The following is a 14,934-nucleotide window of genomic DNA, read 5'->3' as shown; positions in this document are numbered from 1 at the left end:
ATTTCTTCCCGTAGGGAAGCCAGTTGGGAATAACAAAAATGCACAATCAGAAATAGTATGGCTTTATAGAAGAAGTGCATTAAACGTTCTTATTTCTTCCCGAAGGAAAGCCAGTTGGGAATAACAAAAATGCCCAATCAGAAATAGTATGGCTTTATAAAAGAAGTGCATTAAACGTTCTTATTTCTTCCCTTAGGGAAGCCAGTTGGGAATAACAAAAATGCCCAATCAGAAATAGTATGGCTTTATAGAAGAAGTGCATTAAACGTTCTTATTTCTTCCCGTAGGGAAGCCAGTTGGGAATAACAAAAATGCCCAATCAGAAATAGTATGGTTTTATAGAAGAAGTGTATTAAACGTTCTTATTTCTTCCCGTAGGGAAGCCAGGTGGGTAGAAAAAAAATAGAATATTGTTTTCCCGTTCCGTAGGAACGAGAGGTGCAATGGAATTAAAGAATAGCATGCCAAACAAATAATGTAATAAATTTAAGAAGTTCAATAGGGTTAATTATGCTGAAAAGTGCAGCCCGAAGAATTCATTTGAATACCAATGAAGCAAAGTAGCATTAACGCAGGTCGTTTCAAAAAAATAATAATTGCTGTAGCAATTGTATTGTTATGGTTGCCACAAACAACAGCGCAAGGCCTGTTGCAATACGTGCAGCCGCTATCCGGCACCGCACCCTCCACTACTGTTGCGGCAGTAAAACACAGTGAAGCCGGCAGCGAAGCCAATGCCAACACAATCCCCGCCGTTACCTTACCTTTTGCAATGACGCAGTTTACTGCCCAAACCAGGGTAACAGAAAATAAATGTATTCCCCCGTATTTTTATAAAGACAGCCTGTTCAGTGGCTTTCGTGCCACGCATTGGATCAGCGGCAGTTGCACACAGGATTATGGAAGTTTTACCGTGATGCCGGTTACAGGAAAATTAACAACACTGGTAAACGATTATGCCATTCCATTCCATCACAATAATGAAATTGCAACTGCGGCTTATTATAAAATATCATTTCCCGGGAAAAATTTAACTGCAGAAATAACCGCTACAGCAAGATGTGGTGTAATGCGGTTTACCATGCTGCAGGATGATAGCCTGTATTTATTGATCACCCCAAATAGTGATTACGGCACCTGTACAGCAAAAGTCAATGCCATTGCAAATGAAGTTATGGCTACCAATGCCGTACATCGTATTTACCAGGGTTGGGGCAATAAGGCAGGTTTTGATGGTTGTGTTTATTTTAAAGCCAATAAAAATATTGCAGCATCGGGTGTTTTTAATGGTGCTGCTATTATTAGTGCAGATACGATATCGAATAAAAAAGATGCCGGAGCTTATATTGGCTTTTACTTAAAAAAAGGGGAGTCGGTAGAATTGAATGTGGGTACCTCCTTCAGCAGTATTGAAGGTGCAAAAAATAATTTGCTGCAGGAAATCGGCAACGAAAATTTTGATGCTGTTTACGCAATTGCAAAACAAGTATGGGAAAATGCGCTGCAACAAATACAGGTTACCACAAAAAGTGAAAAAGATAAACGGATTTTTTACACTGCCATGTATCATGCCATGCAGCACCCCAGGTTGATGAGTGATGTGGATGGTGTGTATCCGAAATTTGCCGGTAATTATGAATTGAAAAAAATGAGCCATGGGAATTATTACGATGATTTTTCGATGTGGGATATTTACAGGGCGCAATTGCCCCTGCTGGAAATTTTAAATCCGGCACTTACCAATCAATGGGTACAGTCTATAATCAATAAAGGAGAACAAGGTGGTTGGTTACCGATATTTCCCTGCTGGAACAGTTATACTGCAGCCATGATCGGCGATCATGCTACTGCTTTTATTGCATCGGCTTACAATAAAGGTATTCGTAACTACAATGTAAATGCAGCGTATACTTTAATGCGAAAAAATGCTTTTGAAACCCCTGCAGATTTTAACGACTATAAAAATGGTTTTGGCAGAAGGGCTTTAACTTCCTACTTAAAATATGGTTTTATACCAATGGAAGATAGCGTGCAGGAAGCCTTTCATAAAAAAGAACAGGTGAGCAGAACACTGGAATATGCTTACGATGATTATGCATTGTCGGTTGTGGCCAGGGGATTAAATAAAAAAGATGATTACCGGCAGTTGTACCAACGTGCATTAAATTATAAAAATGTATTTGATAAAACTGTTGGTATGGTTAGGGGGAAATATACCAATGGTAAATGGGTTGAAAGTTTTCATGCAGATAAAAGAGAATCTTATATTACCGAGGGCACACCCAGGCAATATACTTTTTATGTGCCACAGGATGTAAAGGGGGTATCAAAAATAATGGGCGGCACAAAAAAATTAGAGAATGCTTTGGACAGTCTATTTACAAAGAATGAATACTGGCATGGTAATGAACCGGGACACCAGATTCCGTTCATGTACAACTATACGGCTTCACCTTATAAAACCCAGCAGGCAGTAAGAAAAATTATTGCAGAAGAATACAGTGATGGTGCAGGTGGCTTAAGTGGCAATGATGATGCCGGCCAGATGAGTGCCTGGTATGTGTTTGCAGCAATGGGCTTTTATCCCGTTGATCCGGTAAATAATGAATATATTTTATGCACTCCTTTATTTGATGCGATAACAATGCAATTGCAGCACAATAAAAAACTGGAGATTGCTACGAATAAAAAATCAGGTGACGCTGTATACATTTATAAAGTACTTTGGAACGGAAAATTGTATACTAAAAATTATATCACTTACACCATGATTTCCGGTGGCGGCAAACTGGAAATATTTTTGCAGGACCAGCCTTCTTCATGGGGTTCTGCTGTAAATTGCAGGCCATCATCTTTAAGCAAATAAAATAAATGAAGACCAATACTTTTTTAACCCTGATCTTACTATTGCCTTGTTTTGCTCTTGCACAACAGGATACAAAGTTGTGGTATAACAAACCTGCTGCCACCTGGACGGAGGCCTTGCCCGTGGGTAACGGAAGATTAGGTGCCATGGTTTTTGGCGGCATTAATGAAGAGTTGATACAACTGAATGAATCAACTTTGTGGAGCGGTGGCCCGGTAAAACAAAATGTAAATCCGCAGGCACCGGAATATTTACCCCAGGTAAGAGCCGCTTTATTTAAAGGCGATTATGACAATGCCAACAGGCTGGTAAAAAAAATGCAGGGCTTGTATACCGAAAGTTATATGCCGCTGGGTGACCTGGTGATCAAACAAAATTTTAATGGAGTTGAACCTGCTGCTTATTATCGTGAGCTGAATTTGCAGGATGCCATTGCAACGACAACGTTTACTACTGGCGGAGTTGCATATAAAAGAGCAGTATTTGCATCTGCCCCCGACCAGGTGATCATCGTGCGGCTTACTGCAAATAAAGCGAAACAATTAAATATTACCGTGAATGCAAAAAGTATTTTGCATTATAAAAATGAAAGTACGGGTAATGATGGCATCATCTTAAAAGGTAAAGCACCGGCGCATGTTGACCCCAGTTATTTCAGGGAAAACAAAGAGCCGGTAATTTATAACGATACTACCGGTTGCAGGGGCATGCGTTTTGCACTACTGATAAAAGCAGCAAGTAGAGATGGAAAAATTACAACAGATACCAGCGGTATTCACATTGCTGATGCTACTGAAATAATTTTGTATTGCACGGCGGCTACCAGTTTTAATGGTTATGATAAATGTCCTGATGCAGAAGGAAAGGATGAAATAGCATTGGCAAAAAATTATTTACATAAAGCAATTGCTAAATCATACACCAGTTTAACTGCAGCGCACCTTGCAGATTTTCACCGGTACTATAACAGGGTATCGCTGCAATTGAACAATGGTAAAGACAGTAAAATAAATTTACCAACGGATGAAAGAATGGAGGCATATAACAGGTCCGGGGAAGATGCCGGGCTTGAAGCATTGTATTTTCAATACGGCCGTTATTTACTCATCAGCAGTTCCCGTACACCGGAAGTGCCTGCAAATTTACAAGGCATCTGGAACAAGGAATTAAGAGCGCCCTGGAGTGCCAACTATACCACCAATATCAATGTGCAGATGAATTACTGGCCTGCCGAAGCCGCCAATCTTTCTGAAATGACACAGCCTTTATTCGGACTGATAAAAAATTTATCTGTTACGGGTACCCGAACAGCTAAAGAATTTTACAAAGCTAACGGGTGGGTTACACATCACAATGCTGATATCTGGGCATTAAGCAACCCTGTAGGCGACATTGGCAAAGGCGATCCCAAGTGGGCCAACTGGTCCATGGGTGCCAACTGGCTTACCCGCCACTTGTGGGAACATTACTTATACACCGGCGATAAAAAATTTTTAAAAGATACTGCTTACCCTTTAATGAAGGGGGCTGCATTGTTTACCCTGGATTGGCTGGTACCCGATAGCAGCGGGCATTTGGTTACTGCACCCTCAACTTCCCCGGAAAATGATTATTACTATGATGGTAAAAAAACAAGCGGGCTTTCTGTAGCTACCACTATGGATATGGGCATTATCCGTGATCTCTTTGGTAATCTTGTTGCAGCATCAAATGTTTTAGGTATTGATGCTGCTTTTCGTGATACCATAATTAACACAACCAATAAACTCTACCCATTTACCATTGGCAGCAAAGGTCAGTTGCAGGAATGGTATAAAGATTATGAGGATGTTGATCCGCATCATCGCCACGTATCGCATTTGTATGCTTTATATCCTGCCAATTTAATTTCTTCCAGTGCCACGCCGGAGTTGGCCAATGCAGCAAGACGCACTTTGGAAATAAGAGGCGATGAAGGTACGGGGTGGAGCCTGGCATGGAAAGTGAATTTCTGGGCAAGGTTGCTGGATGGTAACCATGCCCATTTGTTATATAAAAATTTATTGCGTTTAACCAAAGAAAATAATACCAATTACAATAGAGGTGGTGGCGCTTATCCAAATCTCTTTGATGCCCATCCGCCGTTCCAGATCGATGGCAATTTTGCTGGCGCAGCAGGGCTGATGGAAATGTTATTACAAAGCCAGGGCGGCGAAATATTTTTATTACCTGCCTTGCCTGATGTTTGGAAAACCGGTACAGTAAAGGGTTTGGTGGCAAGGGGAAACTTTATAGTGGATATTAATTGGGCCAATAATAAATTAAGTAGTGCAACATTGGTTGCAAAGAATGGAGGTGATTGTGTTATCAGAACCAATCAGCCGGTTATTGTGCAAGGTGTAAATGCGGTATCAGAAAGGTCATCATCTATCGGTTATGTGTTGATATTTAAAAGTATAAGAGGAAAGACGTATAAAATTGTAGCAAAATAAAAGGTTGTTTTTATTTTTTGTTTTTACACGGGCATTTGGTTTTCATGGCATCATCGTTGTGTCATTTCCCGAAAGCACTCGGGATACGGCAACTCAATATTGAACATTTATCGAAGCAAAGAATTATGAGACGTAAAATATTTACCAGTTGTATTTTTTTAATAGTGATCATCACTACATCTGTTGCGCAAAAAGTATTCAACATCAAAAACTTTGGTGCAAAAGGTGATGGAAAAACAGATGACGCTCTGGCTATTCAGAAAGCCATTGATGCCTGTACAAAGACCGGCGGAACAGTCTTTGTGCCTGCGCCGTACACTTTTATGACGGGCCCCTTTACTGTAAGATCTAATATAGAATTATTTGTTGAAGGTGGCGCTAAACTATTGGCCAATCCTGACGAAAAAGTGTATACGAAAAGTGCTTTCCGGCAAAACCCCGGCGAAGGTATGATCTGGATCGGCGGCGAAAATATCAGCAACCTCACCATCAGCGGCTCGGGAGAAATCAACGGTAATGGTATTTCTTTTATGGGGCCCGAGCTGGAAGATTCGTATGTGCTGAAACCGTTTAATAGCAAAGATCCCAGGCCGCATGTGTTAACGATAGTAGGCGGTAACAATATCCGCATTAAAGATATTCATATCGGCAATTCCGCTTATTGGACAGTGCACCTGGTGGGTTGTAATGATGTAACAATAACCGGCATCACTTTATTGAACAATTTAAAAGTGCGTAACAGCGATGGTATCGATTTGGACCATAGTAAAAATGTACGCATCAGCAACTGTTATATTGAAAGTGGCGACGATTGCATTTGTTTAAAAAACAGGCGGGAGTATGAAGAGTTTGGCCGCTGCGAAAATATCACCGTTACTAATTGTACCATGACGGGCAGAAGCTGCGCCATAAAAATTGGTTCCGAAAATATGGACACCATCAGGCAGGTACTGTTTAATAATTGTATCATTAAAAAAAGTAATCGTGGTGTGGGTATTCAAAACCGGGACGAAGGTGTGGTGAGCGATGTGGTATTTTCTAACATGATCATTGAAGGACATTTATTTACCGATGTATGGTGGGGAAAAGCAGAACCGATCTACATCACAGCCTATCGACGTGCAAGCGGCAATAACAAAGATGCCAACTGGCGTTTTCCAAAAGGCGCAACAGAAGGAAGGGTGGGAGAAGTGAAAAATATCTATTTCAGCAATATTAAATGCACCAGTGAAAATGGTATTTATGTAAGCGCAGAATCAAACGATAAAATTTCAAACATCTTTTTTGATAATGTAGATGTATTGATTGATAAAACCACGGCCATTGCCGGTGGTGTTTACGACAGAAGGCCATGTGCTGTTGAGGGATTTGTAAAAGGCAGCACCTCTGGTTTTTATTTTGATGCGGCAAAAAGTATTACAATAAGAAACTGTAGTGTACAGTGGGGCAATAATAAACCTGGTTATTTTGCCCATGTTATAGAAAGTAAAAATGTAGATTCGCTGAAAATTGTGAATGCAGAAGGGCAGGCAGCATTCCCCGGCAAAATGGATATCATAAAACAATAAGAACTTAAATATACGAGCAACAATGAATTCAATACTTAGTATGCAGCAGACGATGCGTTGGTATGGCCCCAATGATCCTGTAAGTTTAGCAGATATTCGGCAGGCAGGTTGTGCCGGTATTGTAACCGCGTTACATCATATTCCCAATGGTGAAGTGTGGCCAATAGAAGAAATTGAAAAAAGGAAAAAAGAGATTGCAGCTGCAGGTATGGTATGGAGTGTGGTGGAAAGTGTTCCGGTACATGAAGCCATCAAAACACAAACAGGCGATTTTAAAACATACATTGAAAATTACAAGCAGTCCATAAAAAATTTGAGTGCCTGCGGTATTACTATCGTTACATATAATTTTATGCCGGTACTGGATTGGACGAGGACTGATCTTGGTTATACCGTTGCTGATGGCAGTAAAGCGTTGCGTTTTGAAAAAGCAGCCTTCATTGCTTTTGATCTTTTTATGCTGAAAAGAAAAAATGCTGCGGCTGATTATTCAGCGGCTGCCATAAAAAAAGCCGAAGAGAGATTTGCAGGTATGACGGACGAAGACAAATTATTATTGCAACGTAATATCATTGCCGGCCTGCCGGGTAGTGAGGAAAGTTTTACATTAGAGAAATTTCAACAGGCATTGGATGCTTATGCTGGCATTGATGCTGATAAGCTGAGAGCACACCTCATTTATTTTTTACAACAAGTGATTCCTGTTGCTGATGCCTGTGCTGTAAAAATGGTGATACATCCCGACGATCCGCCTTATCCCATTTTAGGTTTACCAAGAGTAGTGAGTACAGCTGCGGATATTGAAGCCCTGGCAGCAGCAGTACCTTCTTTAAATAATGGCTTATGTTTTTGCACCGGCTCGTTTGGTGTACGGGCAGATAATAATTTGCCGGCCATGGTAAAACAATTTGCCGACCGCATCAACTTCATTCATTTAAGAAGTACAGAAAGAAACAGCGAAGGCGATTTTTTTGAAGCCAATCATCTGGAAGGTGATGTAGATATGTATGCGGTGGTAAAAGAACTTGTGGGCGTAATGCAACAAAGAAAAATTTCCATTCCTATGCGACCAGATCACGGGCACCAGATGCTGGATGATCTTAAAAAGAAAACCAATCCCGGTTATTCTGCTATTGGCAGATTAAGAGGGCTGGCAGAATTAAGAGGTTTGGAAACGGGAATTATAAGAAGCCTGTAAAAGAGAAGTCAAGTTTTAAAAACCTGGCTTCCCTGATTTATTGAATAATTGTACTGGTTTTGATTTTAATATCCTCTGCAGAACTGCCGATTCGTATCTCATACTCACCCGGGTAAACAACATAGGCATGTTGCTTTTCATCCCAGTATTCCAGGTCTTTTTTAGCTACAGAAAGAGAAACATTTGCAGCGGCCCCTTTTTTAATGCTGATACGTTTAAAGTTCTTCAATGTAGTATTAGGCTCGCCTTTATTTTTATTCACCCTGCTTACATACAATTGTACCACTTCTTCTCCATCAAAATTGCCGGTGTTGGTTACCTTGAAATTAATAGTATACTCATTTTTTGTTTTGTTAACGGTAAAATCAGCGTAGTCAAAATGCGTATAACTTAAACCAAAGCCAAATGGATGTAATGTGCGACCGGTAAAATAACGGTAGGTTCTTTCATTCATTGAATAGTTATCAAATGCAGGCAGGTCCGCAGTGGATTGATAAAACGTAACCGGTAATCTTCCTGCAGGATCGGAGTTACCAAAAATAATATCAGCTGCGGCATTACCACCTTCTTCGCCGGGATACCAGGCAATGATAACCGCATCTGCAATTTTTTCAACCTCAGCTAATGCAATGGCAGAACCGGTTGTGATCACCACAATTAATGGTTTGTTTGTTTTTGCTCTCAGCTGTCGTAAATATTTTAATTGAGCATAAGGAAATTCAATATCTTTTTTATCACCACCCGCCTCGGATAAATAAGCGTCCCCGTTTTCTCCTTCTAACAATGGCGATAATCCCATTACGGCAATCACGGCATCAGCATCATTAAGCTGCCAGTAAATATCCTGCATCGTGGTATCCGTTAAATTGCAACCCTGGTTATACGAAATAATGGTGGAGGCACTTACAGCACCGGTAATGCCCTCTAAAAAATTTACCGCTTTGGAAGAATTGCCATTGTAATTTGCCATCAGCACATTGCTCACATTGGCATTGGGGCCGGTTACCAAAATATGGTTGATATTTTTCTTCAATGGCAGGCTGTTATTTTTATTACTCAGCAATACCATCGATTGTGCAGCGGTTTGCCTTGCCAGCAAACGATGCGCCTCATTGTCCACCACGCTCTCTTCAATTGTATTGAAAGGGTTTTTATCAGCAGCATCAAACAGGCCCAATTTAAAAAGCGTGGTTAAATTAATTTTTAACGAAGCGTCAATTTCTTTTTGTGTAATTAATTTTTTGTTCAATGCGCCGGTAAGGTCTTTTAATGTATTGCCACATTCTACATTTACATTGGCTTTAATGGCAAGTGCAGCAGCTTCTTCGGTTGTTCTCACAAATTTGTGGAAAGTAAAAATATCATCCAGTGCCCAGCAATCAGTAACCACATAGCCTTTAAAATGCCATTCATCTCTTAAAATATCCTGTAATAAAAATTTACTTGTGCAACAAGGCAGACTATCGGTGCGGTTATACGCACACATTACACCACCTACTTTTGCTTCAGTAACCAGGGTTTTAAACGCCGGCAGGTAAGTATTGCGCAGGTCATTATCGCTTACCATTGCGTTAAACTCATGGCGCAAAGGTTCGGGGCCGCTGTGTACTACAAAATGTTTGGCGCAGGCCACTGTTTTATAATAATCGGGATTATCACCCTGCATGCCTTTTACAAATGCACTGCCCATGCGCCCGGTTAAATAAGGGTCTTCACCATAAGTTTCATGGCCACGTCCCCAGCGGGGATCACGAAAAATATTGATGTTCGGGCTCCAGAACGTAAGCCCTAAATATTGCGCCCGGTTATTATTTTTTACGGCAGCATTAAATTTTGCCCTCGCTTCATCGCTGATGGCATCAGCCACTTTATTGATCAGCGAATCATTAAATGTGGCTGCCATACCAATGGCCTGCGGAAAAACAGTGGCCCGTCCTGCTCTTGCCACACCATGCAAAGCTTCGTTCCACCAATTATACCTCGGTATATGTAATCTTTCTACACCGGGGGAATTGTATAATAACAAACTTATTTTTTCTTCGGTGTTTAATTGTTTAATAAGATCATCTGCTCTTTTATCAATGGATAAAGCCGGGTTTTGAAAGGCATAGTTGTATTGAGCATAAGTTGCCGGGCTAAGCCAGAGCAACAAAAAAAATAAATAATAATACCTTCTGTAAATCATTTTTTAATGGTTGAATTTTTTCATAGAAAAAAGCATTATTTTTTTGCGCCATATTCACCTGGCTGCAAAAATGTAAAACGGGTTTCAGAAATACATGGCCCGGGTATTATAAAGGCCTTACTCCACCTTCTGATTGCCACCACTCATACCAGCAATAGCCAGCCGGCAGTTGCGGCGGGGATTAGAATATTTTTCATAAATTGTATTCTGAAACAAGCCACGGCTGCCATACACACTATATTTTCTTAATATACGTTTAACTGTGTATAGTTACGAAAAGATTTATAAATTATGGAACAATACGGAAAGATTTTACTAATTGCCATGCCTGCATTTTTATTGCTGGTATTATTTGAAAAATGGTATGGCTGGCGCAAGGGAAAAGACACTGTAAGGAATATGGATATGATCTCCAGCCTTAGCTCCGGGGTAACCAATGTTACCAAGGATGTACTGGGTATCAGCTTTGCCATCATTTCTTACGACTGGCTGCTCGATCATCTTGCTGTAACGCATGTTAAACTAACCTGGCTTACTTATGTAATTGCATTTATTGCGCTGGATTTTGCGGGCTATGTGGTTCACCTGGTAGATCATAAAGTAAATTTTTTCTGGAACAGTCATATCATTCATCACAGCAGCGAAGAATTTAACCTGGCCTGTGCATTAAGGCAGAGCATTTCGGTATTAATAAGATTGTTTGTGATTTTATTATTACCTGCTGCCATATTAGGTGTGCCGGCATCAGTAATTGCTATTGTGGCACCATTGCATTTGTTTGCTCAGTTCTGGTATCATACACAGCATATTGGCAAAATGGGTTTTTTAGAAAAGATCATTGTTACACCATCACACCACCGGGTACACCATGCCATCAATAAAGAATACATTGATAAAAACCTCGGGCAGATATTTATTATCTGGGATAAAATATTCGGCACATTCCAGGAAGAGTTAAAGGAAGTACCACCTGTATATGGTATTACAAGGCCCGTACATACCTGGAACCCGATAAAAATAAATTTTCAGCATTTATGGTTGCTAACAAAAGATGCATTGCGTACCAGGAGTTTTAAAGATAAGATACGCATCTGGTTTATGCCAACCGGTTGGCGCCCTGCAGATATGGAAGCCAAATACCCGGTATATAAAATTACCGATGTATACAATTTTAAAAAGTATACCACATCAGAATCAAAACCTTTATTGGTATGGAGCTGGATACAACTGATCGTATTACTGTTATTGGTAAGTTACCTGTTTGGCAATATTGTTACCATTGGTACACCTGCAATTTTTGTATATGGCTTATTTATTTTTTTATACGTGTATGCTTTTACCGAATTAATGGATGGCAGCCGCTATGCCATTTTTTGGGAAGTAGCTAAAAGTGCCGTTGCCATTGCATTGATCTTTTTAATGAACGACTGGTTTGGTGCCGATAAAATTTCTTCGCTGATAAGCTATGCGCTGATTGAGTATTTTGCCCTCTCTGTTTTTATGGCTATCTGGCTGCAGCAAAAAAATAAAGCCGCCGGGGAAGAACTTGCCATGAGTTAACTATAATCAGGCAGGTGTTCCCGGGCTGTCCTCATCAATTAATACACATCAACCGTTTTCGCAAACGATTGCTACAATGAAAAATTTGCCGTAACTTTTTTTTTCAGTTACAATTAATAAATTACAGTGCCATCTCTTATTTATTAATAACCAGGCATATGAAAAATATAGCTTTTACCGCCATCTCTTTTTTAATTGGTAGTATCATTTTTTTTGCAGGATGTAATACTGCAGGTACAAAAAAAACTGCAGATACTGCTGCACCTGCCGATCGTAAATGGTGGAAAGAAGCCGTGGTGTACCAGATATATCCCCGTAGTTTTAAAGACAGTGATGGTGATGGGGTAGGAGACCTTAAAGGGATCATTTCAAAACTGGATTATATAAAAAGCCTGGGTATAGATGCCGTATGGCTCAACCCCATCTACTCTTCTCCCAATGATGACAATGGTTACGATATAAGCGACTACCGCAACATTATGAAAGACTTTGGTACCATGGAAGATTTCAACGCTTTATTAAAGGGTATGCATGACCGTGGTATTAAACTGGTGATGGATTTGGTAGTAAACCATAGCAGTGATGAACACGACTGGTTTAAACAAAGCCGCAGTTCCCGTACAAGCCCTTACCGTAATTATTATCACTGGTGGAATGCGGAAAGAGGTAAGCCTCCTTACCGGTATAGTTTATTTGATATTAACCATGATGCATGGAAATATGACTCGTTAACCAATGCCTATTACCTGCATTATTTTTCCCGCAAACAACCCGACCTGAATTGGGAAAATCCAAAACTGCGCAATGAAGTATACGACATTATGAAATTCTGGCTGGATAAAGGCATTGATGGTTTTAGAATGGATGCTTTTCAATTTGTGGCAAAGGATACTACGTTCCCCGCTTTTCCTGCCGGCTTCGAAAAAGATTTTATTAAATATTATGGCATGGTTTCGCCCATTCATGATTATTTAAAAGAAATGCATAAAGAAGTATTTAGTAAATACGATGTGATGAGTGTGGCCGAAGGTGCAGGCAATTCTTTTGAAGATGCTCATAATTTAGTGGATGCCGACAGAAATGAGCTGAATATGGCTTATGCATTTGATGCGGTAGACCTGGCTAAGCCCGAAGGGTATAGTGTGGTTAAATTAAAAGAAATTTTTACCCGGTGGGATAGTGCCTTTGCAGAAAAAGGCTGGTTGTCTATTTATTTAGCCAACCACGACCAGGCAAGAATGGTCAGCCGTTTTGGTAATGACAGTGCTGCATTCCGGGAAGTATCTTCCAAAATGCTGTCTGCTTTTTTAATGACCATGCGTGGCACACCTTACTATTATAATGGTGATGAACTGGGTATGACCAATATACGTTTTGATGATATTAAAGATTATAAAGACATGCCTACACTGAATGAATACCAGCATCAGAAAGCTATTGGCGGCGATATGAAAAAATTTATGGAAACCATTAAATTCAGTTGCCGTGATAATGGCCGTACACCTTATCAATGGGATACTACTGTTAATGCAGGCTTTACAACCGGCACGCCATGGCTAAAGGTAAACAGCAATTACACTGCTATAAATGCAGCAACGCAGGATAAAGATGCAAACAGCTGCCTGAATTATTTCAGAAAATTAACTAAACTGCGTAAGGACAACCTGGTATTGGTTTACGGTAAATATACTTTACTCGATAAAAATAATCCCGACGTGTATGCGTATACAAGGGAGCAGGAGGGTAAAAAATTACTGGTCGTTTTAAATTTCAGAAGTACAGTAAGTAGTGTAAACACTGGAATTGATGTTAGCAAAGCAAAAGTTTTACTCAGCAATTACCCTGCACCAAATGATAACACAAAATTGCGTCCATACGAAGCTGTTATTTACGAAATAAAATAAACTTTGTGATTACGGAATTACTAACAACAAAGCATACAATTGTAGGCAGCACAATTATTCATTATCAATTAACCCATTATCCACTATAAAGACCCACCTTCTACCAGCAGCGATTCTATAGTAAGTTCCTGTATAAAAGTACTTCCGCCAAGGCAGGCCATCATACTGCTGAAGGCAAGTTTGCCTAATTTGTTGCCACTGGTTTCCACATAAGTGGTTTCGGGATAATACAATTTGGGTGCAGCGCCATTGCTGATAGTGATCACCGCAATATCTTCCGGTACTTTTAATGCCTTTTGCTGTATCACTTTCATCACACCAATCAGTATCTCATCACTCATACAAAAAACGGTATCCGGTTTTTCTTTTAGCTGTTTCAGCATTATTTCTTCCGCCTCTTCAGAGCTGGAGGCATGATCGGTGATCAGTTTTATTTTATTTACTTTTTCGTTAATCGTATTGCTGAAAGCTTCCAGTCTTTTCTTTGTCATTAAAAGATGTGTGTTACCAAAAATGCCCAGCACTTTCTTCTTCTTTTTATTTACAATGGCTGTAGCTGCAAGGGTTGCCGAAAGGGCATCTGCAACACAAACTTTATTGCAGTTACTGCTATCCGGTACTTTGTCAAAAAATATTACCGGGATATCCAGTTCTTTTAATTTTAAGAAAGGTTCAATGTTTACAGTATCCGGCGAGATACAAACAAACAAGCCGGTGATCCTGTTTTGCCGGCACAGTTTTAAATTAGTGATTTCAATGGCAGGGTCGTCACCCGATTGCAGTATCATTAATGAATAACCATTTCTGCGGCTCTCTTCTTCTACTGCAGCAATAAAGGAATTGTAAAACCAGTTGGAAATAGAGGGAACAATCAATCCGAATAATTTACTGTTACTGGTACGCAGGTTAATGGCATTGGCATTAGGTTCATAATCTAAAGTGGTGGCCAGCTCCACTACACGTTGTTTGGTTTTATCCGAAATATCAGGGTGGTTTTTTAGTGCCCTGGAGATAGTAGAAATACTAAGGCCCAGTATCTCTGAAATTTTTTTCAAAGTAGTGTTGTTCATATTAGCAGCAAGTTATTAGTACCAGGTTTATAAAAAAATTTGCACAGCAACCGTTTTCGCAAACAATTTCGCAAACGTTTGCAGCGAATTTAAGGATTTAGTGTGTATTTCA

At 40.0% G+C, this 14,934-nt stretch carries 8 protein-coding genes; 6 read left to right on the top strand and 2 right to left on the bottom strand.

Annotation, left to right across the window (positions count from 1 at the left end):
• Nucleotides 1-550: 550 nt before the first annotated feature.
• From ACYVM0_RS09970 to uxuA, 4 genes are all read left to right on the top strand, one after another.
• Nucleotides 551-2,866: a GH92 family glycosyl hydrolase gene (locus ACYVM0_RS09970; protein WP_460556208.1), complete on the top strand. Its 2,316-nt coding sequence runs from the start codon at nt 551-553 to the stop codon at nt 2,864-2,866.
• A gap of 5 nt (nt 2,867-2,871) precedes the next feature.
• A complete protein-coding gene (locus ACYVM0_RS09965) occupies nt 2,872-5,337 on the top strand; it encodes a glycoside hydrolase family 95 protein (RefSeq protein WP_460556205.1) in 2,466 nt (821 codons plus the stop codon).
• A gap of 125 nt (nt 5,338-5,462) precedes the next feature.
• Nucleotides 5,463-6,905, top strand: coding sequence for a glycoside hydrolase family 28 protein (locus tag ACYVM0_RS09960; RefSeq protein ID WP_460556202.1), 1,443 nt, complete (start codon nt 5,463-5,465; stop codon nt 6,903-6,905).
• Nucleotides 6,906-6,927: 22 nt separating this feature from the next.
• A complete protein-coding gene (uxuA, locus tag ACYVM0_RS09955; RefSeq protein ID WP_460556199.1) occupies nt 6,928-8,103 on the top strand; it encodes a mannonate dehydratase in 1,176 nt (391 codons plus the stop codon).
• Between the two features lie 37 nt (nt 8,104-8,140).
• On the opposite strand, the gene ACYVM0_RS09950 is transcribed toward uxuA, so the two are convergent.
• On the bottom strand, nt 8,141-10,288 hold the full coding sequence (locus ACYVM0_RS09950; RefSeq protein ID WP_460556196.1) for a glycoside hydrolase family 3 C-terminal domain-containing protein: 2,148 nt from the start codon (nt 10,286-10,288) through the stop codon (nt 8,141-8,143).
• A gap of 291 nt (nt 10,289-10,579) precedes the next feature.
• Between ACYVM0_RS09950 and ACYVM0_RS09945 the strand changes: the two genes are divergently transcribed.
• Nucleotides 10,580-11,848 (top strand): sterol desaturase family protein, encoded by a 1,269-nt coding sequence (locus ACYVM0_RS09945; RefSeq protein WP_460556193.1) that lies wholly within the window; start codon nt 10,580-10,582, stop codon nt 11,846-11,848.
• Nucleotides 11,849-12,006: 158 nt separating this feature from the next.
• Complete coding sequence (locus tag ACYVM0_RS09940; RefSeq protein WP_460556190.1) at nt 12,007-13,752, top strand: glycoside hydrolase family 13 protein; 1,746 nt, start codon at nt 12,007-12,009, stop codon at nt 13,750-13,752.
• 83 nt (nt 13,753-13,835) lie between these two features.
• On the opposite strand, the gene ACYVM0_RS09935 is transcribed toward ACYVM0_RS09940, so the two are convergent.
• Nucleotides 13,836-14,807 carry a LacI family DNA-binding transcriptional regulator gene (locus ACYVM0_RS09935; protein WP_460556187.1) on the bottom strand — a complete coding sequence of 324 codons (972 nt, stop codon included), beginning with the start codon at nt 14,805-14,807 and terminating at the stop codon, nt 13,836-13,838.
• Nucleotides 14,808-14,934: the final 127 nt, after the last annotated feature.

The sequence above is a fragment of the Ferruginibacter profundus genome, assembly GCF_054783275.1.
The sequence above is the reverse complement of the archived record's forward strand: the minus strand, read 5'-3'. Positions and strand labels throughout refer to the sequence as shown.

What these genes read in the sequence shown, in the direction of transcription:
- ACYVM0_RS09970 (WP_460556208.1), top strand. Translation starts at nt 551, where the DNA reads ATGAAGCAAAGTAGCATTAACGCAGGTCGTTTCAAAAAAATAATAATT.
- ACYVM0_RS09965 (WP_460556205.1), top strand. Translation starts at nt 2,872, where the DNA reads ATGAAGACCAATACTTTTTTAACCCTGATCTTACTATTGCCTTGTTTT.
- ACYVM0_RS09960 (WP_460556202.1), top strand. Translation starts at nt 5,463, where the DNA reads ATGAGACGTAAAATATTTACCAGTTGTATTTTTTTAATAGTGATCATC.
- uxuA (WP_460556199.1), top strand. Translation starts at nt 6,928, where the DNA reads ATGAATTCAATACTTAGTATGCAGCAGACGATGCGTTGGTATGGCCCC.
- ACYVM0_RS09950 (WP_460556196.1), bottom strand. Translation starts at nt 10,288, where the DNA reads ATGATTTACAGAAGGTATTATTATTTATTTTTTTTGTTGCTCTGGCTT.
- ACYVM0_RS09945 (WP_460556193.1), top strand. Translation starts at nt 10,580, where the DNA reads ATGGAACAATACGGAAAGATTTTACTAATTGCCATGCCTGCATTTTTA.
- ACYVM0_RS09940 (WP_460556190.1), top strand. Translation starts at nt 12,007, where the DNA reads ATGAAAAATATAGCTTTTACCGCCATCTCTTTTTTAATTGGTAGTATC.